General features: G+C 65.4%; 23 protein-coding genes. 10 read left to right on the top strand and 13 right to left on the bottom strand.

Annotated elements, in window-relative coordinates; translation table 11 throughout:
* Positions 1-79 precede the first annotated feature (79 nt).
* Entirely contained in the window at positions 80-1,057 is a 978-nt protein-coding gene (trxB, locus tag AUL32_RS04475) for a thioredoxin-disulfide reductase (RefSeq protein ID WP_062112073.1), read from the top strand.
* A 30-nt stretch (positions 1,058-1,087) separates the two neighbouring features.
* A complete protein-coding gene (locus AUL32_RS04470) occupies positions 1,088-1,984 on the top strand; it encodes a LysR family transcriptional regulator (RefSeq protein WP_082639249.1) in 897 nt (298 codons plus the stop codon).
* Between the two features lie 391 nt (positions 1,985-2,375).
* Here the strand turns inward: AUL32_RS04470 and AUL32_RS04465 are convergent, their stop codons facing one another.
* The gene (locus AUL32_RS04465; protein WP_062112071.1) at positions 2,376-3,581 is read right to left on the bottom strand and encodes a pyridoxal phosphate-dependent aminotransferase; all 1,206 of its coding nucleotides are present in this window, start codon (positions 3,579-3,581) and stop codon (positions 2,376-2,378) included.
* A 209-nt stretch (positions 3,582-3,790) separates the two neighbouring features.
* On the opposite strand from AUL32_RS04465, the gene AUL32_RS04460 reads away from it, so the two are divergent.
* Entirely contained in the window at positions 3,791-4,414 is a 624-nt protein-coding gene (locus tag AUL32_RS04460) for a glutathione S-transferase family protein (protein ID WP_062112069.1), read from the top strand.
* Positions 4,415-4,480: 66 nt separating this feature from the next.
* Here AUL32_RS04460 and AUL32_RS04455 read toward each other — a convergent pair whose 3' ends face one another.
* Both AUL32_RS04455 and AUL32_RS04450 read right to left on the bottom strand, forming a co-directional pair.
* Positions 4,481-4,927, bottom strand: a complete 447-nt coding sequence (locus AUL32_RS04455; protein WP_062112066.1) for a PRC-barrel domain-containing protein — start codon at positions 4,925-4,927, stop codon at positions 4,481-4,483.
* Positions 4,928-5,144: 217 nt separating this feature from the next.
* A complete protein-coding gene (locus tag AUL32_RS04450) occupies positions 5,145-5,678 on the bottom strand; it encodes a superoxide dismutase family protein (protein ID WP_062112064.1) in 534 nt (177 codons plus the stop codon).
* A 256-nt stretch (positions 5,679-5,934) separates the two neighbouring features.
* Between AUL32_RS04450 and AUL32_RS04445 the strand changes: the two genes are divergently transcribed.
* A complete protein-coding gene (locus tag AUL32_RS04445) occupies positions 5,935-6,336 on the top strand; it encodes an acyl-CoA thioesterase (RefSeq protein WP_062112062.1) in 402 nt (133 codons plus the stop codon).
* Positions 6,337-6,399: 63 nt separating this feature from the next.
* Here AUL32_RS04445 and AUL32_RS04440 read toward each other — a convergent pair whose 3' ends face one another.
* Positions 6,400-7,017 (bottom strand): hypothetical protein, encoded by a 618-nt coding sequence (locus AUL32_RS04440; protein ID WP_062112060.1) that lies wholly within the window; start codon positions 7,015-7,017, stop codon positions 6,400-6,402.
* A gap of 116 nt (positions 7,018-7,133) precedes the next feature.
* Positions 7,134-8,378, bottom strand: a complete 1,245-nt coding sequence (locus AUL32_RS04435) for an extensin-like domain-containing protein (protein WP_062112058.1) — start codon at positions 8,376-8,378, stop codon at positions 7,134-7,136.
* A 209-nt stretch (positions 8,379-8,587) separates the two neighbouring features.
* Here AUL32_RS04435 and uvrB point away from each other — a divergent pair, with 209 nt between their 5' ends.
* Together uvrB and AUL32_RS24430 are read left to right on the top strand one after the other, a co-directional pair.
* A complete protein-coding gene (gene uvrB, locus AUL32_RS04430) occupies positions 8,588-11,575 on the top strand; it encodes an excinuclease ABC subunit UvrB (RefSeq protein WP_082659271.1) in 2,988 nt (995 codons plus the stop codon).
* Positions 11,576-11,712: 137 nt separating this feature from the next.
* The gene (locus AUL32_RS24430; protein WP_082659265.1) at positions 11,713-13,242 is read left to right on the top strand and encodes an ATP-binding protein; all 1,530 of its coding nucleotides are present in this window, start codon (positions 11,713-11,715) and stop codon (positions 13,240-13,242) included.
* Between the two features lie 34 nt (positions 13,243-13,276).
* Here AUL32_RS24430 and AUL32_RS04425 read toward each other — a convergent pair whose 3' ends face one another.
* Together AUL32_RS04425 and AUL32_RS24985 are read right to left on the bottom strand one after the other, a co-directional pair.
* Positions 13,277-13,588: a hypothetical protein gene (locus AUL32_RS04425; protein ID WP_061975278.1), complete on the bottom strand. Its 312-nt coding sequence runs from the start codon at positions 13,586-13,588 to the stop codon at positions 13,277-13,279.
* A gap of 164 nt (positions 13,589-13,752) precedes the next feature.
* Complete coding sequence (locus AUL32_RS24985) at positions 13,753-13,890, bottom strand: hypothetical protein (RefSeq protein ID WP_156421317.1); 138 nt, start codon at positions 13,888-13,890, stop codon at positions 13,753-13,755.
* 656 nt (positions 13,891-14,546) lie between these two features.
* Here AUL32_RS24985 and AUL32_RS04420 point away from each other — a divergent pair.
* From AUL32_RS04420 to AUL32_RS04405, 4 genes are read left to right on the top strand one after another with little or no spacing between them, the layout of a single operon-like run.
* Entirely contained in the window at positions 14,547-15,212 is a 666-nt protein-coding gene (locus AUL32_RS04420) for a hypothetical protein (RefSeq protein ID WP_062112056.1), read from the top strand.
* A gap of 58 nt (positions 15,213-15,270) precedes the next feature.
* Positions 15,271-15,822 carry a sigma-70 family RNA polymerase sigma factor gene (locus AUL32_RS04415; RefSeq protein WP_061975274.1) on the top strand — a complete coding sequence of 184 codons (552 nt, stop codon included), beginning with the start codon at positions 15,271-15,273 and terminating at the stop codon, positions 15,820-15,822.
* Positions 15,812-16,582: an anti-sigma factor family protein gene (locus tag AUL32_RS04410; RefSeq protein WP_082659263.1), complete on the top strand. Its 771-nt coding sequence runs from the start codon at positions 15,812-15,814 to the stop codon at positions 16,580-16,582. The genes AUL32_RS04415 and AUL32_RS04410 overlap by 11 nt, the downstream gene beginning before the upstream one ends.
* 50 nt (positions 16,583-16,632) lie before the next feature.
* The gene (locus tag AUL32_RS04405) at positions 16,633-17,352 is read left to right on the top strand and encodes a Bax inhibitor-1/YccA family protein (RefSeq protein WP_062112051.1); all 720 of its coding nucleotides are present in this window, start codon (positions 16,633-16,635) and stop codon (positions 17,350-17,352) included.
* Between the two features lie 68 nt (positions 17,353-17,420).
* Here the strand turns inward: AUL32_RS04405 and AUL32_RS04400 are convergent, their stop codons facing one another.
* The 6 genes from AUL32_RS04400 to AUL32_RS04375 form a co-directional block, all read right to left on the bottom strand.
* Positions 17,421-18,077, bottom strand: a complete 657-nt coding sequence (locus AUL32_RS04400; RefSeq protein WP_061975268.1) for a methionine ABC transporter permease — start codon at positions 18,075-18,077, stop codon at positions 17,421-17,423.
* A complete protein-coding gene (locus tag AUL32_RS04395; RefSeq protein WP_062112050.1) occupies positions 18,058-19,134 on the bottom strand; it encodes a methionine ABC transporter ATP-binding protein in 1,077 nt (358 codons plus the stop codon). The genes AUL32_RS04400 and AUL32_RS04395 overlap by 20 nt, the downstream gene beginning before the upstream one ends.
* A gap of 102 nt (positions 19,135-19,236) precedes the next feature.
* Positions 19,237-20,070 carry a MetQ/NlpA family ABC transporter substrate-binding protein gene (locus AUL32_RS04390; RefSeq protein WP_062112127.1) on the bottom strand — a complete coding sequence of 278 codons (834 nt, stop codon included), beginning with the start codon at positions 20,068-20,070 and terminating at the stop codon, positions 19,237-19,239.
* 213 nt (positions 20,071-20,283) lie between these two features.
* On the bottom strand, positions 20,284-20,595 hold the full coding sequence (locus AUL32_RS04385) for a hypothetical protein (RefSeq protein WP_061975264.1): 312 nt from the start codon (positions 20,593-20,595) through the stop codon (positions 20,284-20,286).
* Positions 20,596-20,830: 235 nt separating this feature from the next.
* Complete coding sequence (locus AUL32_RS04380) at positions 20,831-21,196, bottom strand: hypothetical protein (protein WP_062112049.1); 366 nt, start codon at positions 21,194-21,196, stop codon at positions 20,831-20,833.
* A gap of 127 nt (positions 21,197-21,323) precedes the next feature.
* Positions 21,324-21,686, bottom strand: coding sequence for a hypothetical protein (locus AUL32_RS04375; RefSeq protein ID WP_061975260.1), 363 nt, complete (start codon positions 21,684-21,686; stop codon positions 21,324-21,326).
* Positions 21,687-22,004 lie beyond the last annotated feature (318 nt).

Raw genomic sequence — 22,004 nt, 5'->3', positions numbered from 1 at the left:
TCCGAGGGGCCATGTCCGGCAGTGTCAGGTCTTACGGGTTTCGCGGGAAGGTCGCGGGTCCCATGTCGCGGGTGATGTCATGTCTGAGCGTTTTGCCGAAGTCCTCGTGATCGGCTCCGGCCCGGCCGGCTACACGGCCGCGATCTACGCCGCCCGCGCCATGATGAAGCCGCTGCTCGTCGCCGGCCTGCAGGAAGGCGGCCAGCTGACGATCACCTCCGATGTCGAGAACTATCCCGGCTATCGCGATCCGATCGCCGGCCCGTTCCTGATGGAAGAGATGAAGGCGCAGGCGCTTAATGTCGGCGCCGAGATGGCCTCCGACCTCATCGTCGAGGCCGATCTGTCCGTTCGCCCCTTCCGCTTCCGTGGCGACAGCGGCACGACCTACACCGCCAATGCCGTCATCATCGCGACCGGCGCGCAGGCCCGCTGGCTCGGCCTGGAATCGGAAGCCGCGTTCCAGGGCTTCGGCGTTTCGGCCTGCGCCACCTGCGACGGGTTCTTCTATCGCGGCAAGGACGTGGTCGTGGTGGGCGGCGGCAACACGGCGGTCGAGGAAGCGCTCTATCTTTCGCATATCGCGAAATCCGTGACGGTGGTCCACCGCCGCGCCGAGTTCCGCGCCGAGCGCATCATGCAGAACCGCCTTTTCGCCAAGGACAATGTCCGCGTGATCTGGAACAGCGAAGTGGCCGAGATTACGGGCCAGACCAAGCCGATGAAGTCGGTGACGGGCGTCACGCTGCGCAACCGCGAGACCGGCGAGACGCAGGCGATCGCGACCGATGGCGTGTTCGTCGCCATCGGCCACGCGCCGGCGACCGAGGTCTTCGGCGATCAACTGCGCAAGAAGGACGGCAATTATCTCTGGGTCGAGCCGGGCACCACCAAGACCTCGGTCGAAGGCGTGTTCGCGGCGGGGGATGTCGCCGACGACATCTATCGGCAGGCCGTGACGGCGGCGGGCCTCGGCTGCATGGCCGCGCTGGAGGCCGAGCGCTGGCTGGCGGGCCAGGCGCTGGACGCGCAGGCCCAGCGACAAGCCGCAGAATAAGACGAAAAAACCGGGGGGAAGAGACCGATCATGGCGCTGGACTGGGACAAGCTGCGCATATTCCACGCAGCCGCCGAAGCCGGGTCCTTCACCCATGCGGCCAATGCGCTGAACCTCAGCCAATCCGCCATCTCGCGGCAGGTGGCGGCGCTAGAGCAGGAGATCGGCTCGCCGCTCTTCCACCGGCATGCGCGCGGGCTCGTCCTGTCGGAGCCGGGCGAGCTTCTCTACCAGACCGCCAGCGACGTTCTCAAACGGCTCGAGAACGTGCGCATGCAGCTGACCGAAACGCGCGAGAAGCCCACCGGCAAGCTGCGCGTGACCACGACGGTGGGCCTGGGCTCCGGCTGGCTTACGCAGCGCGCCCAGGAATTCCTCGAGCTCTACCCCGATGTCGAATTGCAACTCGTCTTCGACAACGAGGAGATCGATCTCACCATGCGCAAGGCGGACGCGGCGATCCGCCTGCGCCAGCCGCAACAGCCCGATCTCATCCAGCGCCGCCTTTTCACCGTGCACATGCACGTCTATGCCGCGCCGGCCTATCTCTCGCGCTACGGCACGCCGGAGACGACCGAGGATCTCGACCGTCATCGCATCATCACCTTCGGCGAGCCGGCCCCCAACTACTTGCGCAACCTCAACGCGCTGGAGACCGCCGGCCTGCCGGAGGGGCAGATGCGCCCGGCGATCCTGCAGATCAACAATCTCATGGCGATGAAGTCCGCCATCGAGCGCGGCATCGGCCTCGCCCTCCTGCCGGACTACATGATCGACAAGGACACCAAGCTCGTGCAGGTCCTGCCCGATCTGGACCTCGCCTCCTTCGACACGTATTTCTGCTATCCCGAACAGCTGCGCGATGCAGCGAAACTCAAGGTGTTCCGCGACTTCCTGATCGGCAAGGCGCGCACTTGGTCTTACTGAGACCTGGGTATTCCAACGGGTCTGCGAAGGGCGACCTCCAACCGCCGGCGTCATTTTTATGACGCACGAATGGCTTTCGCCAATCTGACACATCTCATGCGCTGCCTGCATGGCAGGCATGTGCTTTTGCTGCTGGCCAATTCGGCAAATCGGATTTAGCTTTAATCTTAGTCGGGCCGTAGCGAGTTTACCTCCTCCCAAACTCCCTGCACCGGCCGTTTCCTCCCAGAGGTGCTTTGGGCATCTCAAATTTTTGGGCCGGGCTCTTGGAGCTCGGCTTTTTTCTTTTCAGGCGTCCGCGTCAAGCGAACCGGCTCCCTGGCAGCTTTCCTTCAAACAAAAAGGGCCGCCGATCGCTCGGCAACCCCTGGTCTCGTTCCGTCGAAACCGATCAGCGCTTCAGCGAACCGCAGAAGCGCTGAATGCGCGTGCAGGCTTCTTCCAGAAGCGCGTCGGACGTGGCGTAGCTCAGGCGGAAGTTCGGGCCGAGGCCGAAGGCCGTGCCGTGAACCACCGCGACGCCTTCCTGCTCCAGAAGCGCGGTGACGAAATCCTCGTCCGTCTCGATGCGCTTGCCGCCTTCCGTCGAGGTGCCGATCAGGCCCTTCACCGAGGGGTAGACGTAGAAGGCGCCTTCCGGCGACGGGCATTCGATGCCGCTCGCCTGGTTCAGCATGGAGACCACGAGATCGCGGCGCTTCTCGAACATGGCGCGGTTCTTCGGAATGAAGTCCTGCGTCCCGTTCAGCGCTTCCACCGCCGCCCATTGCGCGATGGAGCAGGCGCCCGAGGTCTGCTGGCCCTGGATCATGTCCATCGCCTTGATGAGCTTCAGCGGCCCGCCGGCATAGCCGATGCGCCAGCCGGTCATGGCATAGGCCTTGGACACGCCGTTGATCGTGATCGTGCGCTCGTAGAGCGCCGGCTCGACCTGGGCCGGCGTGGCGAAGGTGAAGTCGCCATAGACGAGGTGCTCGTACATGTCGTCGGTCATGACCCAGACATGCTCATGGCGCATCAGCACGTCGGTCAGCGCCTTGAGCTCGGCATGCGTATAGGCCGCGCCCGTCGGGTTGGACGGCGAGTTGAACAGGAACCACTTCGTCTTCGGCGTGATGGCGCGCTCCAGCGCCTCGGCCGTCAGCTTGAAATTGTCCTCCTGCCGGGTCTCTACCACGACCGGCGTCCCGCCGCACAGCGCCACCATCTCGGGATAGCTGACCCAGTAGGGCGCGGGGATGACGACCTCGTCGCCCGGGTTCAGCGTCGCCATGAAGGCGTTGAACAGGACATGCTTGCCGCCGGTCGAGACGATCGTCTGCTCCGGCTTGTAGTCCAGCCCGTTCTCGCGCTTGAACTTCTTGGAGATCGCCTCGCGCAGCTGCGGGATGCCGGAGATCGGCGTGTACTTGGTCTCGCCGCGCGCGATGGCCTCGACGGCCGCCTGCTTGATGTTGTCGGGCGTGTCGAAGTCCGGCTCGCCGGCACCGAGGCCGATCACGTCCCGCCCCTGCGCTTTCAGCTCGCGCGCCTTCTGCGAGACGGCGATGGTGGCGGACGGCTTCACGCGGTCCAGGGAAGCGGCGAGAAAGGCCATAGGGAGGCTCCGGGAAACAGCAGAGAATTGTCTGGCGATCTTCGCCGCGAGCGCGCCGTCAGCAAAAATCGGCGGACCCTAGTCCCGCCTCCGTGCGAGCGCAAGGCGAGGACCCATCAAGATCGCTGATGGGTTCGACGCGAAAAAGGAATTGGCAAAGCGGCGGCAGAGTCCCGCACAAACCGGCATCGATCCCAAGGAGGCTTCCGATGCTGACCGTCTATGGCATGAGCGACAGTGGCAATTGCTACAAGCCGCGTCTCCTGCTCTCGCTGCTCGATCGCCCCTTCCGTCATGTCGAGGTTTCTACGCGGGACGGCTCGACGCGCACCGCCGAGTTTCTCCGGCGCAATCCGGCCGGCCAATGCCCGCTGCTCGAACTGGACGACGGGCGGCTTCTAGCCGAATCCAACGCCATCCTCGTTTATCTCGCGACGGGAACGCCCTTCCTGCCCGACGATCCGTTCGAGCGCGCCCAGACGCTGCGCTGGATGTTCTTCGAGCAGAACGCGCACGAGGTCAGCGTCGCCGTGCGCCGCTCGCTCAGCGTGTATCCCGAGCGCGCCGGGGTCGCGACGCCCGAGCGCATGGCGCTGACCTTGCAGAACGGTTTGAACGCGCTCGGCGTGTTGGAGCGGCGCTTGGCGGATCATGCCTGGTTCGGCCCCGGCCGGCCGAGCGTCGCCGACATCGCGCTCTATCCCTATACCGCCACCGCTGGAGATGGTGGCTTCTCGCTGGAAGGCTTCCCTTCGGTGCGTCGCTGGCTGGCGGATCTGGAGGCCCTGCCCGGCTTCCAGCCAGTCGGATGGGCGCCGACTGAGGCCGCCTGAGAAGTCGACACGAAAAGGCCCGCGCCAGGACGGCGCGGGCCTTTCCATTCAGATAAAGGTCGTGGATCAGTCGCGGCCGAGAACCAGCGTGTCGACGTCGACGCCCTGGGCGTTCTGCAGGATGTCGCGGGTCAGGCCGGGCGCGGTGATGCGCAGGTCGTTGTCCTGCACGCCGATCTGCAGCGCCGACCAGCTGACCAGCACGTCCTTCTCGCCAATGCCGAGGAAGCCGCCGACTTCGACCACGACGGCCTCGATCGAGCCGTCCGGGCGCAGGACGAAGTCTTCGATATCGCCGATCTTCTCGTTGTTCGCGCCGTAGATGTCTTCGCCTTCCAGATCGTCCGCCAGGAAGCGCGCGGGCGCCGAGCCGGCTGCGGACTCGGGCAAGATCACGATGACGTCGTTCGAGGCGGTTCCCGTGACGACCGGGGCGGCCGTCGTCGCCGTCTGGGCGAAGGCGGCGGAACCCAGAAGCGTGGCGAGACCAGCGGCGAGGACGAGAGACTTCATACGCAAATTTCCTTGTTCGAATGTGGCCTCGGACCGGCGCTGCCGGCCGAGATCATGCAGTCAGAATGTCGCGGCCAACCATTGGTTCCGACCAAATACGGGCCGAATGACGCCTCGAGGGATTGGCGAAATCGCCGGGATGGGGAGCCGATCGGGGCCCGCCAGCCGCGATGGAAGGTTCCTCGCGTGCCCATCGCCTGCGAGGAACCGCCGTCATTCAGGGAGCGGCGAAGACCACGCCGCAGGCCATGCGCGCGCCGGCATTGCCGCTCGGCTGCGAGTGATGATCGTCCGGTGAGCCATGAACCATGATCGATGTTCCGTCCGCGTCGTTCAGGGGCGCTTCGCCACTGGCAAGCCGAACCATCGGGTTGAATTGCTGGAAGCGCGCCACGCCGTCCTTCACGTAGATATTGGCCATGTCGCCGGGATGCGGCCCGCCCTCGGTCTCGAAGCCATGCTTTTTGCCGGTCGGGTTATGATGGCCGCCGGCCGAATCGAAATTGCCTTCGCAAAGCCCTTTCTCATGGAAGTGGAACCCGTATTCGCCGTCCGCGAGCCCGGTCAGGTCGCCGTCGAGCAAGACGCCGTTCGGCGTTTCGGTAATGCGGATCGTGCCGTGCGACGTGCCGTCGGGCGAGCGCAGGGTGACGCCGACCGGCTCAGCCGTGGCGGGCGCTGCGCTCTGCGCCAGTGCGGGCAGTGGGGCTGCGATCATCAGGGCGGCAACGGTCAGAAGAACGGATTTCATCGGCTTCTCTCCAGTCAGAACGACGGCCTCCCAGGCGAGCCCGCGATCCCTGCCGAACGTCGCGCCCGACCGGGCGTTCCGCTCCTCCTCCCATCTCGCGCGAGCGTGAAGGCCATCATCCCCTCCCCGGTCGGATGATCGTCCAAGGCGATCGACCGGCGGCGGCGGCGCTCTTGCGAAGATCTGCCATGCCCTTGCGCGAACTTCCGGCCTCGCCCAAAGGGAAGGTCGGTTTCCAGGCTTTCGGGGCGAGCGAATGATCGAGGACGAAGAGCAGCCGAGGGGCGAACTGACCGTTCGCGTGCAGGCCATGCCGAGCGATCGAAACGCGGCGGGCGACATTTTCGGCGGGTGGGTCATGTCGCAGATGGATCTGGCCGCGGGCATTCGCGGCGCCGAGCGGGCCGGCGGCCGGGTCGCCACCGTCGCGGTGGAGACATTGGTGTTCCGGCGGCCGGTCAAAGTGGGCGACACGCTCTGCGTCTATTCCGTCGTGGAGAAGGTCGGCCGCACCTCCGTCCGGCTGAAGGTCGAGGCCTGGGCGCGGCGCTATCTCACCACGGCCCGCGTCAAGGTCACCGAGGGCGTCTTCGTCATGGTGGCGCTGGACGACGAGGGCAACCCGACACCCGTCCCGCCCTCCTCCGAGCCGGTCTGATACGGGCAACGAGAAAGGCGCGATCCGGGGACCGCGCCTTTTTGAACTCTTAGGGTCAGCCGATCAGTTGGCCGGCGGCGTCGGCGGGGTGGTGCCGCCCGCCGCAGGGCCGCCGGCCGGCGGCGCGGGCGGGGTCGGCGTGTCGCCGTTTACGAGGTTCGAGGGCGGCGGGGGAACGCGGCTCGCGGCAGCTCCGGCCTTGTCCGCGAAGGCGTCCAGAATGGGCTTGGCGGCTTCCATGCAGTCCGACAGGGATTCGTCGCCGCAGGTCACGCGCAGCGTCTGTCCCGGACCCATGTTGATCTCGAAACCGGCACGCGGCGGCGGCGGCGGGCCGCGATGGCCGTCCGGTCCGCGACGCTCGGCGCGCGGTCCCTCGTCGCGATCGCGATCGCGCTTTTCCCGCTTTTCGCGCTTGTCGCGTTCATGCCGATCACGATCGCGGTCCGCGTCGCGGTCGCCATCCTCGTCGCTCATGCGGGCCCAGCGGTCACCATGGCGCATGTCGCGAGAGCTGTCCTCGCCGGCGCGGTCGGCGCGTTCGCGATAGGGCGGCATGTCGTCGTCGGGGCGCGCGTCCCGCTCGTATCGATCGCCGCGATCGGGGCCGTCTTCCTGGGCGTGCGCCATCGGCGCAACCGCCGCCAGAAGCACGGCGGCGAGTGTCAGGGGCTTCAGCATGGCTGGTTCCTTCTCTCCATGCGGACCGGGTTCCGCGCGGCCTCAACGCGCGATCCCTCCCAAGCGTTGCCGCTTTTCGCGTCCCCCTGCCGGTTTTCCCGGCAGGGCCTCCGGTGTCACTTGCAGATCGGGCGGAGCCGGGACTTCACGTCGAGATGGAGATGGTCGGCATGGGCGCGGTTGTAGCCGGGACCCAGGACCGTGCCGAAATAGCGGCAGCTTCCCTTGCGGATCGCGGTCTGGAACGCTCGCTCGCGGAAGGAGAAGGCGCCCTTGGGGCTGATGCGCATGGTGGAGCCGTCGCTGAAGCGGAAGCCGCCGACATCCAGCGCGTTGCCGCTGGCATGTTCCGAGATCGTGCGCGAGCCGGCGATGCGCGAGCAGCGATAGGAGGACATATTGATCACAGCGGTCGGGCGCTTCCAGAGCTTCCAGCGCGCGGCGGGCTTCACGTCGGCCTGCAGCCAGCGCGCCACGCGAAGCGCGGCCTGGCAGTTCATCGTGGCGGCCGGTGTCATGGCGACGCCCTGCACCGCCTCGCTCACGCGCACTGGGTTGGGAATGCCGCAGGACCGGCTCGTGTCGATCGGAGAAATGTCGGTGAAGCGCACGCCGAGCTTTTGCAGCTCACGCCGGCACATGGCCTCCGACGCGGCCAGCGGCCGGTAGCCCGAGGGCGTTTCGCGCTCCAGCGCGCCCTGAGGCGCGGGGTTGAGCGAACTCGGCGGCACGCGGGAGGAGAGTGAGGCATAGGACGGCAGCGGCGTGCGTTCGGGCCGGGCGCGGCGTTTGGGCGCGGGCGGGGCGATCTCGGGTTCGGGCTCCTCCGCGTCGGTCAGCCCTTCCCAGGCGTCGAACTCCGCTTCGGGCCGCGCGCCATAAGCGCCCGCGACCGGCGGCAGCGGATCGGCGAGCGAGGCCTCCTCGATCATCCGGGCGATCGGGTCGCTGCTCGGAGCGGTGGAGGCGGACGGGCTGGCGTCCTGCACGCGATAGGTGCGGCCGTAATCACCCGGTCCTCGCTCGGCCTCCGGCAAGGGCGGCTCGGGCGCGGCGGCAGCGGGCGGCGGCTTGCTGCGGCGCGCGGTCGGTTTGGGGCGTCGTGGTTCTGGCACCGGGTCGCCCATTGCCGGGCTCGGTACGTAGGCGTCGGGCCGGCCGGCCGGCGCGGCGCCGCCCCAGACGAGGCGGCCGCCGGTGCGCGGGTCGCGCGCCACGGGCAGGTCGGCGGTTTCGGGGATCGACATGGGCGGCATGGGAAAGCCGGAATCCAAAGCCTCGGCCACCTCGTCGGCGCTCGCCGCCGCATACACGGCGACGGCGAGCGTGACGATGCGCCAACCCGTCTTACGCAAAACCATCGGGGCGGCCTTTGCATCCTCCGCGAAACTCGAGCGGACAAAGGGAAGGATGGGTGAATTTGGTAAGCGAAAGATGAACGTCGCGCCTCGAATGCGAAGAAATCGAATCACCCATTTGGTCGCACCCTCCCACGAGCTTGCGCGAGACCTTTCGTCGTGAGGCTTCGTTCCCCCTTTATTCCGCCGACGCCCAAGTCCATATTCGCGCCATGCCCGATCCCAAGAAGCCCCGCCGCTCGCCCATTCTCGATTATGCCGACGCCTCCGAGCGCCTGCATCCCGGCTTCGGCGAAAGCCCGCAGCCGGACCTGACCGGCACGCCGCTGACCGGCCCGCTCTCGGGCTGGGCCGACGAGATCGCGCAAGGGCTGGAAGAGGAGGCCGAGCGCAAGGCGGCGCAGAAGCCGGCCAAGGCGAAGAAGCCCTCCGCCCCCGCCGATGCGCCGAAGTCCAAGCCCGCGAAAGCCTCCAAAACCGCGCGCGGCACCTCCATGGGCATCGCGACGGACCCGACAGCGCGCGCCCGCGCGGGCCTCAACCCCGTGGCCGGCATGGACGTGTCGCTGGAGGACGCCGCCGCGCTGCCCGAGGGCGGCGTCACGGCGACCGTCGAGGCGCTGACCAAGCTGATCTCGGAGGGCAACCCGCTTCTGAAGAACGGCGAGATCTGGGTGCCGCACCGCCCGGCCCGGCCGAACAAGTCGGAGGGCGGCCACGCCTTCCGCATCGCGTCGGACTACACGCCGGCCGGCGACCAGCCGACCGCCATCGCGGATCTCGTCTCCGGCATCGGGGACGGCGACATGACGCAGGTCCTGCTCGGCGTCACCGGCTCGGGCAAGACCTTCACGGTCGCCAACATCATCGAGCGCACGCAGCGCCCGGCGCTGATCCTTGCGCCCAACAAGACGCTCGCCGCCCAGCTCTATGGCGAGTTCAAGAACTTCTTCCCGGACAACGCGGTCGAGTATTTCGTTTCCTACTACGACTATTACCAGCCGGAGGCCTACGTCCCGCGCTCCGACACGTTCATCGAGAAGGAGAGCTCGATCAACGAGCAGATCGACCGGATGCGCCACGCGGCCACCCGCGCGCTTCTGGAGCGCGACGACGTCATCATCGTCGCCTCGGTCTCCTGCATCTACGGTATCGGCTCGGTCGAGACCTACACCGCCATGACCTTCCAGATGAGCGTGGGGGACAGGCTGGACCAACGCCAGCTCCTCGCCGACCTCGTCGCCCAGCAGTACAAGCGCCGCGACATGGACTTTACGCGCGGAAGCTTCAGGGTCAGGGGCGACACGATCGAGATCTTCCCCGCCCACCTGGAGGATCGCGCCTGGCGCATCTCGCTCTTCGGGGACGAGATCGAGGCGATCCACGAGTTCGACCCGCTGACGGGCTCGAAGACCGACGATCTCAAGTCGGTGAAGATCTACGCCAATTCGCACTATGTGACGCCGCGCCCGACGCTGCAGCAGGCGGTGAAGTCGATCAAGGAGGAGCTTCGCCTTCGCCTTGTGGAGCTGAACAAGGCCGGCCGCCTTCTGGAGGCGCAGCGGTTGGAGCAGCGCGTCACCTTCGACATCGAGATGATCGAGGCGACCGGCGCCTGCAACGGCATCGAGAACTATTCGCGCTATCTCACCGGCCGCCAGCCCGGCCACCCGCCGCCGACCCTGTTCGAATACCTGCCTGACAACGCGCTCGTCTTCATCGACGAAAGCCATGTCACCATTCCGCAGATCGGCGCGATGTACCGGGGCGACTTTCGCCGCAAGGCGACGCTGGCCGAATACGGCTTCCGCCTGCCCTCCTGCATGGACAACCGCCCGCTTCGCTTCGAGGAGTGGAACGCCATGCGCCCGCCCACCGTCGCCGTTTCGGCGACGCCCGGCTCCTGGGAGATGGAGGAGGCCGGCGGCGTCTTCGCCGAGCAGGTCATCCGCCCGACCGGCCTCACCGATCCCCCGATCGACATCCGCCCCGCCCGCTCGCAGGTGGACGATCTCCTGGGTGAGATCCGCGAGACGGTGGCCAAGGGCTACCGCGTGCTCTGCACCGTGCTCACCAAGCGCATGGCCGAGGACCTCACCGAATATCTGCACGAGCAGGGCGTGCGCGTGCGCTACATGCACTCCGACATCGACACGCTGGAGCGCATCGAGATCATCCGCGACCTGCGCCTCGGCACGTTCGACGTCTTGGTCGGCATCAACCTCTTGCGCGAGGGCCTCGACATTCCCGAATGCGGCCTCGTCGCCATTCTGGATGCGGACAAGGAAGGCTTCCTGCGCTCGGAGACCTCGCTGATCCAGACGATCGGCCGCGCCGCGCGCAATGTGGACGGCCGCGTCATCCTCTATGCCGACCGCACCACCGGCTCGATGGAACGCGCCATCGCGGAAACCAACCGCCGCCGCGAGAAGCAGGAGACGTTCAACCGCGAGAACGGCATCACGCCGGAATCGGTCAAGGCCAAGATCGCCGACATTCTCGACAGCTACTACGAGAAGGACCATGTCCGCGTGCCGACCGGGGCGACTGCCAAGGAAGGCGCGCTCGTCGGCAACAATCTCAAGTCGCATCTGGAGCATCTGGAAAAGGAGATGCGCCACGCCGCCGCCGATCTCGACTTCGAGACCGCCGCGCGCCTGCGCGACGAGATCAAGCGCCTTCAGGCGACCGAGCTGGCCGTGGCCGACGATCCCATGGCCCGCGAGGTGGACATCTCCATGTTCGGCGCCGGCGCCGAGGGCAACCCGCGCGCCAAGCGGCCGCGCGGCAAGGGCGGCAACCATCAGAACCCGCGCTTCGGGCCGAACGGCGAGCCGCTGGCCGCCCGCATCCAGAGCGACCACGAAAGCGTCAAGGCCCTGCGCCCCAAGGGCGAGGCGGTCCCGACCGCCGACGAGACCCATTCCTATTTCCAGCGCCCCAGCCTCGACGACATGGGCCCCGGCACCGACACGCCCACCCCCAACCGCTCTCTCTTCCGCAAGAACTCGCTGGACGAGATGACGGTCGGCCGCACCGAAAAGCCCAAGCACGAAGGCCCCCTCCCCGCGCGCCCGGTGGCAGGCGAGGACGCCAAGCCGGTGCGACGGGAGAAGGTAGGGTTGGGGAGCTATGAGGATGCGGGCCAGGAGAAGCGCAGGAAGCGCCGGCCGGGGAAGACGGGTCGGCCGGGGCGGTAGAATTTCCAGCAGAAACTTCTATTATGCGTCTGTCTTTGTGCGTGTGTAGCGGCTCGCAGGAAAAATCGAGCTACTCGATAGCCGTCGAGTAGGATGAATTTTCTTCTCGACGGCTATCGAGTGATGAGTTTTTTTCAATGACCCAGCTAGATTTGCTCGAACTTCTCGAAAAGCAGAGTTTGGACAATCTCGCAAGCGCGGACGATTTATACAAATCAAATGACGTTTCGTTGCTTCTTAGGCAGACTGAAAGCAACTGTTTTGATCGAAAATCGGCTCGTATTCAGCCAGATCAACTGGCTATATGCCTATCGGCTTTTGGCAACGGACCATCAGTGCACGGTGGGGTGATACTGATTGGCGTTGAGAACGATGGTCGGGTTACGGGCTGTCTTTCTCAGTCTACGGACAAGATACAGCAACTCGAATTCATGGGGCGCGATAGCTGCCCAAGTGGGCGATTTCAAACAAAGCGTTTGGGCGTGCAAAATTTTAGGGGCGAGGATGATTTCATTATCGTCGCCAAAGTCGATTACGTTGAAGAACGACTTGTTGCTCTTACGAATGGCGAAGCTTATTGCCGAGAGTCCGACAAGTCACGAAAATTGACCGTCAACGAGAAAGACGAGATACGCATAGACAAGGGTGAACGATCGTTTGAATTAGAACCCTGCCAATTAGATTATCCCGACGATTTCAGAACAAAACTGATAGCGCAATTTGCAGGTCGCATACGCTCGAATCGCGAGTCCTCTACTGAAATATCGGATGAGGAGATTCTGGAAAGCATGAGGCTCGGCCGCATTCGGCAGAACACGTTTCACCCGAACAATGTATGCGCATTGATGTTCGCCAAAGATCCTCAAAGGCTTTTTCCAGGATCATATATCCGCTTACTTCAGTACGAAGGAAATGACGAAAAAAGCGGTAGAGACTATAATGTCATAAAAGATAGAATGATTGAAGGAACCATACTAGACATCATCAAGCAAGCCGCCACAACAATTGATGCGAGTTTGCGAGATTTTACCGAATTTAAAGCTGGTAAATTTACGACAGTACCCGAATACCCGAGAGATGCTTGGTATGAGCTTCTTGTCAACGCTTGCGTACATCGCTCTTATCACGCACGCACCCAACCTATCTTTATCAAAATATTTGACGATCATCTTATTATAGAGAATCCCGGTAGCTTTATGCCATCGGTTACGCCTGATCATTTTTTCCATAAACCTAGAAATCGATTTTTGATGTTTGCCCTACGCGAATTTGGTGAAGTTAAATGCATAAGTGAGGGCACGCGCAGAATTAAGAAGGAGCTTCACGACGCTCGGCTTCCGCCTATCGAATATACGGAAAAATCTTACGGCGTCATTGCTACAATTCGAAATGACATCGCCAACAGAACAAATTCTCTCGATAGTGAGGCCTATCAAATACTGGGGGATGCCATTTCGTTTTCCTTGAGTGGAGACGAAAGAAGAATCGTGAATTATGTCGTAGAAAACAAGAGAATCAATGTTAGCGATGCCCTCCGCATACTAACAACTACGAACTGGCATACAGCAAAAAATAAACTCAAAAATTTAACAGATAGGGGAATTTTAGAGTTTCTCACCTCTAAGGACCGCGATCCGAATGCACATTATGTCTTAAAAAAGAAATAGACCGCGCTCATGCGCGGTCTATATAGATCCCGTTCTAATATCCTCTATTCGCCCGCCGAATGCTATGATGCGCCCGGTCCTGCATCCGCTCGATCTGACGCGCCGAGCGTGGGTCGATATGGCCGTTGTTGTAGTAGCGGGCGCGGCGCTCCATGCGGTGGATGCGGCGCTGCTGGCGTTCCAGGCGCGCGGCCTCGCGCGGGCTCAGGCGGCCGTGGCGATAGGCGCGGTCGATGCGCTCGTGCTGGCGATACTGGCGCTCGTCGGAGCGATAGGTCTGGGCGCTGGCCGGCACGGCGGTCGCGACGAGCAGGCCGGCAAGGGCGATGAGCAGGGACTTTTTCACGAGTTCGTTCCTCCTTTGAACTGGCCTCATGAAAGACCCCCTCGCCTGAATGGTTCCTGAACCCGTTCGTCAGGCTTACTTTTCCCTTTCCAGCCAAGCGGCGCGGTGCCCCGGCGCCTCGCGTGGTGCGGCCCCCGCCGCGTCGGGCAGGGGCCGGGAAGGGTTCAGCGCGGCAGGCCGTTGGAGTCACGGGTCGCCTTCTCGCGCCAGGTGTCGCCGGGCTTGATCGGCTTGTTGATCTCCGCGCAGCCTCCCAGAAGCACGAGGGCGAGCACGGCGCAGACGGGTTTGATGAGGGACAAATCGGGGCTCCATCGGTGAGAACGGCCCGGCCATGCCGGCCTCTTGCGGCCTCGATAAGGCGAATCACTCCGCAATCTATCCCCGCTCGCGCAATCCCCCGCATTCTCCCCTCACCTGCCGCTCGCGAAGGAGCGCGAATGATCACCGGGATCGTTCGGGAGCGGCGGGGCGGTGTCCGCGGCGCGTCGCCTTCCGGAGGCGGTGCGGCTCGGACGGTTCTGGCAAGCCGGGCGGCCTCTCAAAACGAAGGGGCTCGCAATCCGTCGGCGCCCTGGCTCGGTGACAGTCGACCCGGCGGGAAACCGCTGGGGAGGCCGAGAGCCAGCGCAAGCGCGGCCCGGGACGCGATCGGGGTGCTCGCACCATCCCGTGGACCGACAACACCGCGCGGGACGCCGGATGCGGACCACATACTACACACTATCGGAGGTTCGCCTCCGGCGTCCCGCCCGCCCTTCTCCAGAAGGGCCACTCGCTCGACGTCCGGCCCCTCGGGGCGCGGGCCGCCTGCGCTTGCGCGGATGGAACCGGGCCTTGAACCCCAGCCGCGCCGTTGCACTCGGGCCACGCTGCCCCACCTCTCCAGGGAACGAGGGAAACTCGGCGCGCTCCCGAACATTGGAGGGCATCGAGGACGAGACGGAGCGAGTGCGCCATGAGCGACCAGGACAAGACGCTGCGGGAGATTGCCCAGCGCAACGGGTTTTCGGAAGGCGCGGCGCGCGCCATGGCGGACGCCATCCGCTCGGGCGGCGGCTCCATGGCCCAGTTCTCGCATCCCGAACTCGGCGGCATGGGTCAGTGGTCGCGCGGCGGCATGTTGATGATCGGGTCGATGAACGACCACGACCTCAAGGCGCGGGTCGGCCGGCTGGCGGAAGACCTCGCGTCCGGCGGCGCGGCGTCGGGCCAGAGCGGCGGCGGGGGCGGCCGACCGAGCGAGGCGGAGCGCCCGGCCTCCAACAGCCCCTGGGCGCAGCCCGGCGGCGGCGATCTCAACGACAACAAGCCGGCCGGCGGCGGGTCGAGCGGAGGGCCTGGCGGCGCGTCGGCCTCGGCCAATTCCAACGGCTCGGGCAACTGGTGGCCCGGCGATCTCGGCCAGCCCTCTTCCTCCGGCGCGCAGAACGGCGTGCGCTACGCCGCCTTCCCCAGTTCGCGCCGCCTCGCGATCGAGCAGGACGGCAAGGTCACGCTCTACGACACGGGCGACCATCAGATTTCGGGCGTCTCGCAGAGCCAGAGCGGCGGCTCACCCGGCAATCTCCGCTTCACCAGCCAGAAGGGCGACATCGACCTCGCCGGCCTCACGAAAGCGTGACGCAAAATTCGGGGCGCCGGCGGGATGGAAATCCGCCGGGCTCCGTACACGGGGTTGAATGACAGACAAAGCTTCGCCCCCGGATGTTCTCGGCCAGCTCGGCGCCCTCAGGCGCTACGCGCTCACGCTGACGCGTGACCGCGACGACGCCGAGGATCTCGTTCACGACACGCTGGTGCGCGCCATCGAGCGGCAGCACCAGTTTCGGCCCGGCCTCAAGCTGCGGCCCTGGCTGCTCTCGATCCTGCACAACGGGTTCGTGGACCGCCTGCGTGCCCGCCGCGCCGAGGCCCGCCGCAATGCCGAGATCGGCTTTGCCGACACGAGCGAGCTCGGCCCTTCGCAGGATCACGCCCTGCGCCTCGCCGACGTGCGCCGCGCCTTTCTCACCCTGCCGGAAGAGCAGCGCGCCGCCCTGCACCTCGTCTCGATCGAGGGTCTCTCCTACGAGGAGGCCGCCTGCTCGCTCGGCATTCCCGTCGGCACGCTGGTGTCGCGCGTGTCCCGCGCCCGGGCTCGGCTGCGCGAGATCGAGAACGGTCCGGCCCGGTCGCAGACGCCGGGCAATGTCGTCCCCTTCAAGTCAGCAGGAGGTTCGGATGGCCGTTGATCCCGTCCTGGAAGCCGATCTCGTCTCCTATGTCGACGATCGCCTCGCTCCGCTCCGCCGCATCGAGGTCGAGGCGCATCTCGCCACGCGCCCCGACGAAGCCGCCCGCATTATGGCGGACCTGCGCCTTCGCGACGAGCTGCGCCTGGCCCTGGTCGCGTCCGAGGCGCCGGGCAGCCGCGAACTCGCCACGCTCGCGCGCCGCCTCCAGAGCGGCCTCGGCCGTCGTCGCCGGCTCGCCGTCCTGCGCCGCTGCGCGGCGGTCGGCGTCTTCGTGGCGCTGGGCTGGCTGGCGCATGAGGGCACCGGGCCGCTCGCCGTGCGCCAAAGCATCGCCTCCTCGGCCCCCCCGGCTTTTGTCGGAGACGCGCTGGCCGCGCACCAGACCAGCCTCGTGCGCTCCACCATGGAGTCGCAGGTGGAGACCCCACGCTACGACCCGGCCGAGATCCGCGCCGCCACCGCCATCACCATGCCCGAGGCGCCGCGCGGCTGGCGGGTGCGCGACGTGCAGGTCTTCCCCTCGCCCTTCGGCCCCAGCGTCGAGATCGCGCTGGCGGACCGGGCCGGCGCCTCGCACTCGCTTTTCGGCATCCGCCCCGGCGGTTTCGAGGTGACGAAGCCGCAGACCACCGTTTCCGGTCCGCTCGCCGCCGCCTTCTGGCAGCAGGGCCCGGTCGCCTACGCGCTGGTCGGCCCCGCCGCCGAGCGCGACGCCTTGGGCGATGCCGCCGAGCGGCTCGCCCGCAGCCTCTACTGAGCCGCCCTGCCGGCTCAGCCCTTTCCCCCGCGTTTCATGGAGTTCGACCGATGAACACACCGCACACCGGCTGGGGCGCCCGCGCCGCGCCCGCCACCTCCCACGCCCTGTTCGACGAGGGCCTGCGCCAGCACATGCTGCGCGTCTTCAACTATATGGGTCTCGGCCTCGTGGTCACCGGCCTCGTCGCCTTCGCGGTCGGCAACACGCCGGCACTCTACGTGCCGATCTTCTCCAGCCCGCTGAAATGGGTGGTGATGTTCGCGCCGCTCGCCTTCGTCTTGTTCTTCTCGTTCCGCATGCAGGCCATGTCGGCCGGCGCCGCGCAGCTGTCCTTCTGGGCGTTCTGCGCGCTCATGGGCCTCTCGCTCTCGTCGGTCTTCCTGGTCTTCACCGGCGCCAGCATCGCCAACACGTTCTTCATCGCCGCCGCCATGTTCGGCGCGACGAGCCTCTACGGCTACACCACCAAGCGCGACCTGACCAAGATGGGCTCGCTCCTGATGATGGGCCTGATCGGCGTGGTGATCGCCTCGATCGCCAACATCTTCATCGGCTCGACGGCGCTGCAGTTCGCCGTTTCGGTGATCGGCATCATCGTCTTCGTCGGTCTCACCGCCTGGGACACGCAGTCGATCAAGGAGCAGTATGCCGAGAATTTCTCGGCGGAGTCGCAACAGAAGATGGCCGTGTTCGGCGCGCTGTCGCTCTACCTCAACTTCGTCAACATCTTCCAGCTGCTGCTGAACTTTACGGGCGAGCGCGAGTAACCCTTCTCCCCCTCGTCACGCCAAAGAAAAAGGCCGCCGCGATCCTCTCGCGGCGGCCTTTTCGTGTCTCATTTGCGATGGTCGAGCCGCGCCACCAGCCGGTCTCCGCCCCATTGCAGAAGGCAGACCATGACGATCAGGATCGCCACCACCGCCACCATGACGCTGGTCTCGAAGCGCTGGTAGCCGTAGCGGATCGCCAGATCCCCCAAGCCCCCGGCGCCGATGGCTCCCGCCACCGCCGTGGCACCGACCAGCGTCACCAGCGTGACGACGAAGCCGGCGACAAGGCCGGGCAGCGCCTCGGGGATCAGGACCTCGCGGATGATCGTCCAGCGCCCCGCGCCCATGGAGCGCGCCGCCTCCACCAGATTGGGATCGACCTCGCGCAGCGAGACCTCGGCGATCCGCGCATAATAGGGAATGGCCGCGACCGAGAGCGGCACGATGGCCGCGAACGTGCCGATCGAGGTGCCGACGACAAGGCGCGTGAAGGGGATCAGCGCCACGAGAAGGATGATGAAGGGCACCGAGCGGAAGGCGTTGACGACGCCGCCCAGCACCCGGTTGATCCACAGGTTCTGGAGGATCGCGCCCCGGTCGGTCAGCACCAGGAGAAGGCCGATCGGCAGGCCGAAGACGAGCGAGGCGAGGCCCGAGGCGCCCGTCATCAGGAGCGTTTCCCAGGTGGACCGCCAGAGAAGATCATACAGCGCGGCGGACATAGCCCAGGCACTCCGTCTTGAGGGTTCGCGCGGCGAGGAAGTCGATGACGGCCTTCAGGTCGTCCGGGCCGCTTTGTTCGACGCCGATGAAGAGGCGCCCGACAGGGCGGCCCTGGATCTCGTCGACATGACCGCCGACGATGCGCGCCGGGCGGCCGAAGGCGCGCGTGAAATCCGAGATCACGGGATCGTCGGCCCTCTCGCCACCGAAGTCGAGACGAAGCACGGCTTCGCCCAAGGGCTCGGGCGACAAGGCGTCGAGAATGCGCTGCGGCAGTTCGGCGGTGATGGTCTGGAGAAGCGTGCGCGTGACCGGCGACGTCGGCTCGGCGAAGACACGCCAGGTCGGCCCCTCCTCCGCGACGACGCCGCCTTCCAGCACGACGACGCGGTTCGCGATGCGGCGAACGACCTCCATCTCATGCGTAATGAGAACGATCGTCAGTCCTAGCCGCTGGTTGATGTCGGCCAGCAGCGCCAGGATCTGTTCGGTGGTCTCGGGATCGAGGGCGGAGGTCGCTTCGTCCGACAGGAGAAGCGCGGGGTCGGCGGCGAGCGCGCGGGCGATGCCAACGCGCTGCTTCTGCCCGCCCGACATCTGCGCGGGGAAGCGCTCTCCCCGGCCGCCGAGGCCGACGAGATCGAGGAGTTCGGCGACGCGTTTGGCGCGTTCCGCCCGGGCCATCCCGGCGATCTTCAGCGGAAGCGCGATGTTTTCGGCCGCCGTTCGATTGGCCAGAAGATTGAAATGCTGGAACACCATGCCGACGCGGCGGCGCAGCGGCTGCAGCTCCCGTTCGCCCAGTCGCTCGATGGAACGCCCTTCGACCTCGACACGCCCCTCGTCCGGCTGTTCCAGCCCGTTGATGCAGCGAATGAGCGTCGACTTGCCGGCACCCGAGCGCCCGATGACGCCGACGATCTCGCCTCGCTGGACGGACAGGTCGATGGACCGAAGAGCCTGATGGGCACCGAAGCGCTTGGAAACGCCGGACAGGCGCAGGATGGGAGCGTCCGGGCTTGGCGGCGCTCCGGTCGGATGGGGAGACTGGTTCATGATAGCGGGTATTTTCAGCTTTCAAAACGAGAAGCGGGCGGCGGGCTCCTGATGGAGCATCCGCCGCCCGTTCTCAAAACGGACGAGAGATCGGTTCGGTTCTTACCAGGCCGCGAGCGTCGTGCCCTTATACCATTTCGCCAAAGCGTCCTTCACCGCGTCGGTCTGATAGGCGGCGACGAGCGTCTTGACCCAGGGCGCATCCTTGTCGCCCTCGTTGACGGCGATGAAGTTGCGATAGGGATTGTTCTCCAGCGGCTCCTGCGCGATCCGCTCCTTCTGCGGGTCGATGCCGCTCTTCAGCGCCCAGTCGGTGTTGACGACGCCCGCGTCGAGATCGTCGATCGAGCGGCCGACGATGCCGGCATCGAGTTCGCGGATCTGGATGTTCTTCGGATTGCTCTCGACATCGATGGCGGTCGCGAGAATGCCGGCGCCGTCCCGCAGCTTCAGCAGGCCCTGCGCTTGAAGAAGGTTCAGCGCCCGGCCGGCGTTCGACGGATCGTTCGGAATGCCGATCGAACCACCGTCCGGGATTTCCGCAACGCTCTTGTGCTTGCGCGAGTAGAGGCCGATCGGCTGGATCAGCGTGTATCCGACAGGCACGATCTTGTACCCGTGCTGCTGAACCTGCGCATCGAGATAGGGCTGATGCTGGAAAGCGTTGGCCTGGATCTCGCCATTGGCCAGCGCTTCGTTCGGCTGAACGTAGTCGGAGAAGACCACGCGCTCGACCTCGAGCCCGTTCTTGGCCGCCTCGGCGGCGACAACCTTCCAGACTTCCTCGTCCTCGCCCGCCATGATGCCGACCTTGACGCTCTCGGCCGCGAAGGCATGGCCGCCACCCATCGCCATCAACGCCATGGAGGCCGCGACCAGACCGAGGGCGTTGCGGCGGGTCACGCCGAAAAGAGAGGGTGTGGAAGGCGAACGCATGAGGAATTCCATTGCATCGAGTTGAGAACCAGCGGTTCCGGCTTTGACACCGGCGCTGCCTCAAAAGAAACCATGCGCCTGCGCTTTTCCAACAATGGATGGCCAAATTTTGCGTGACAGACGCAAAATCCGACCACCGGGCTCATCGCGAACCCGCTGGTCGTTCAATTCGAGGGATGCATCGGCGTCACCGACCGGCTTGGGTCGCTGCGCCTATTCCGGTTCCTGACCGGGGACGATGCCGTTGGAAGGGGTCGAGGCTTCGATGGTCGAAGTCCGGCCGTTCACCAGCGGGACGCTGGAGGCCTTTCCGCGAGCATCGCCCAGCCCGTAGAGAAATGGGATGCCCTGATTTTCAACCAGTGGGACGGTTCGTCCGTCGGGTCTCACATAGTGCCCGACCACCTGTTCCCGCTCGCGCGGCGACAATTGCAGCACCTCGTTTTCCGAAGCGATCGCGCTGTCCACCACCATGACCGCACCGAGCACGGCCAGTCCAACGATCCAAAAGCGCTTTCCACTCATCGTCTCATCTCCTGTGCGCCGTTTCCGACGCTTGTGAAGCTTTCGCCGGACGCCCTCTCTGACGCGATCATCGCGGGGTCTGCCCGGGAACGAGGCCGCCCGACGGGGTCCGGTCCGTTCCAGCGTCGGTCAGCCGCCCCGTGGTGCACCCTGCCGAAACCACGAGGGCTGCCAGCAGAGCGCCACGAATGACAGGTCCGGCGAAGCGTCTTCGATTTTTCCTCATCGCCGACGATCAGCGAACCGGAGCGCCGGGAGAGCCGAGCGGGATGCCGATCCCGCCATTGGTGTCGGGAATGGCGCCGGGCACGCGCGTCAGCGTGTTGCCGGCCGTGCCGGACGCGTCCGGCGCCATTACCCCATAGGCGCCGACCCCGTTCGACAGGCCGCCGGGCCCGCGCGGAGAGTCGTTCCGGCTGGATGAACTCGTGTCGAGACCGACACCGGGAAGACCGGTCGCCTGCGTTTGAAGCGGTCGCCCGGACTCGACCTGAACCACGCGCCCGCCGCGTGGGATCGGAGCGGAGTCCTGCGCCATAACGGGAATTGAGGCGGTCATGGCCGAGAGGCCGAGAGTGGCGGCAAAGAGCGTGCGGATCATGAGGATGGCCTTTCAAAACCTTTGAAGCCCAACGAGGCTGGGCTCGCCCGCGTTCCGCAGGCCGGAGGGCGACGGAACGAAAAAGGCCGCCCCGATGAGGCGGCCCGCTTAGAGACGTCGGTATGGTTCAGTTCGAGCTTTGGCCCGGGACGATGCCGTTCGACGGGGTGTTGTCCTGAGCGGCCGACGCGGCACTCGGGTCCATGCCTTCGGTCTGGACGCTGGTGCCATCCGGCTCGCCGGAACGCTGGATGGAACCAGTGCTGGTGCGATCTTCACCCATCGGGGCCATGGTGCCGGTGCCCATCCCGGTCGACGGCGCCGCGTTCGTGTCGCCCGTGGTTGCGGCTTTGCCCATCTTGTCAGGCGAGGCCTGCGTCGCGGGCGGGACGACCGGGGCTCCCGCCGTGGACGCGCCATCGGTGGACTGAGCGAGAGCGGGGAATGCGGCGAAGCCGATCATGGCGGCGGCTGCGAGAATGGTCTTCATGGGAAAGAAACCTTCCAAACGAATTGGCCTCGCCGTGCGAGACTTCGAGAAGTAGAAGCCTGCGCCAATCGATAAGTTCCCCTTGCGATGCAGTCTCCCATCACATCCGCGCGACGGAAATTGCGGCGATCCAATCTCGGAACTCATGTTGGCGGATTTCTATTCAAGTTACTTGAATTTCAGCAGAACACAGGCAACAATTCGGCTTGGTGTCATAAATCGGACAAATGACACCGAATCTAACCGCCTGGTCTAAATTCTCGCGTTGTTCGCTTTGAGCAAAAGGAAAGAGGTGACAAAAAACTTTTGCTTGCAAAG

The sequence above is a fragment of the Aureimonas sp. AU40 genome, from assembly GCF_001463785.1.
Lineage (GTDB): Bacteria > Pseudomonadota > Alphaproteobacteria > Rhizobiales > Rhizobiaceae > Aureimonas.
Note: the sequence above shows the minus strand (reverse complement) of the source record. Positions and strands in the feature narration are given on the sequence as shown.

What these genes read in the sequence shown, in the direction of transcription:
- trxB (WP_062112073.1), top strand. Translation starts at nt 80, where the DNA reads ATGTCTGAGCGTTTTGCCGAAGTCCTCGTGATCGGCTCCGGCCCGGCC.
- AUL32_RS04470 (WP_082639249.1), top strand. Translation starts at nt 1,088, where the DNA reads ATGGCGCTGGACTGGGACAAGCTGCGCATATTCCACGCAGCCGCCGAA.
- AUL32_RS04465 (WP_062112071.1), bottom strand. Translation starts at nt 3,581, where the DNA reads ATGGCCTTTCTCGCCGCTTCCCTGGACCGCGTGAAGCCGTCCGCCACC.
- AUL32_RS04460 (WP_062112069.1), top strand. Translation starts at nt 3,791, where the DNA reads ATGCTGACCGTCTATGGCATGAGCGACAGTGGCAATTGCTACAAGCCG.
- AUL32_RS04455 (WP_062112066.1), bottom strand. Translation starts at nt 4,927, where the DNA reads ATGAAGTCTCTCGTCCTCGCCGCTGGTCTCGCCACGCTTCTGGGTTCC.
- AUL32_RS04450 (WP_062112064.1), bottom strand. Translation starts at nt 5,678, where the DNA reads ATGAAATCCGTTCTTCTGACCGTTGCCGCCCTGATGATCGCAGCCCCA.
- AUL32_RS04445 (WP_062112062.1), top strand. Translation starts at nt 5,935, where the DNA reads ATGATCGAGGACGAAGAGCAGCCGAGGGGCGAACTGACCGTTCGCGTG.
- AUL32_RS04440 (WP_062112060.1), bottom strand. Translation starts at nt 7,017, where the DNA reads ATGCTGAAGCCCCTGACACTCGCCGCCGTGCTTCTGGCGGCGGTTGCG.
- AUL32_RS04435 (WP_062112058.1), bottom strand. Translation starts at nt 8,378, where the DNA reads ATGGTTTTGCGTAAGACGGGTTGGCGCATCGTCACGCTCGCCGTCGCC.
- uvrB (WP_082659271.1), top strand. Translation starts at nt 8,588, where the DNA reads ATGCCCGATCCCAAGAAGCCCCGCCGCTCGCCCATTCTCGATTATGCC.
- AUL32_RS24430 (WP_082659265.1), top strand. Translation starts at nt 11,713, where the DNA reads ATGACCCAGCTAGATTTGCTCGAACTTCTCGAAAAGCAGAGTTTGGAC.
- AUL32_RS04420 (WP_062112056.1), top strand. Translation starts at nt 14,547, where the DNA reads ATGAGCGACCAGGACAAGACGCTGCGGGAGATTGCCCAGCGCAACGGG.
- AUL32_RS04415 (WP_061975274.1), top strand. Translation starts at nt 15,271, where the DNA reads ATGACAGACAAAGCTTCGCCCCCGGATGTTCTCGGCCAGCTCGGCGCC.
- AUL32_RS04410 (WP_082659263.1), top strand. Translation starts at nt 15,812, where the DNA reads ATGGCCGTTGATCCCGTCCTGGAAGCCGATCTCGTCTCCTATGTCGAC.
- AUL32_RS04405 (WP_062112051.1), top strand. Translation starts at nt 16,633, where the DNA reads ATGAACACACCGCACACCGGCTGGGGCGCCCGCGCCGCGCCCGCCACC.
- AUL32_RS04400 (WP_061975268.1), bottom strand. Translation starts at nt 18,077, where the DNA reads ATGTCCGCCGCGCTGTATGATCTTCTCTGGCGGTCCACCTGGGAAACG.
- AUL32_RS04395 (WP_062112050.1), bottom strand. Translation starts at nt 19,134, where the DNA reads ATGAACCAGTCTCCCCATCCGACCGGAGCGCCGCCAAGCCCGGACGCT.
- AUL32_RS04390 (WP_062112127.1), bottom strand. Translation starts at nt 20,070, where the DNA reads ATGCGTTCGCCTTCCACACCCTCTCTTTTCGGCGTGACCCGCCGCAAC.
- AUL32_RS04385 (WP_061975264.1), bottom strand. Translation starts at nt 20,595, where the DNA reads ATGAGTGGAAAGCGCTTTTGGATCGTTGGACTGGCCGTGCTCGGTGCG.
- AUL32_RS04380 (WP_062112049.1), bottom strand. Translation starts at nt 21,196, where the DNA reads ATGATCCGCACGCTCTTTGCCGCCACTCTCGGCCTCTCGGCCATGACC.
- AUL32_RS04375 (WP_061975260.1), bottom strand. Translation starts at nt 21,686, where the DNA reads ATGAAGACCATTCTCGCAGCCGCCGCCATGATCGGCTTCGCCGCATTC.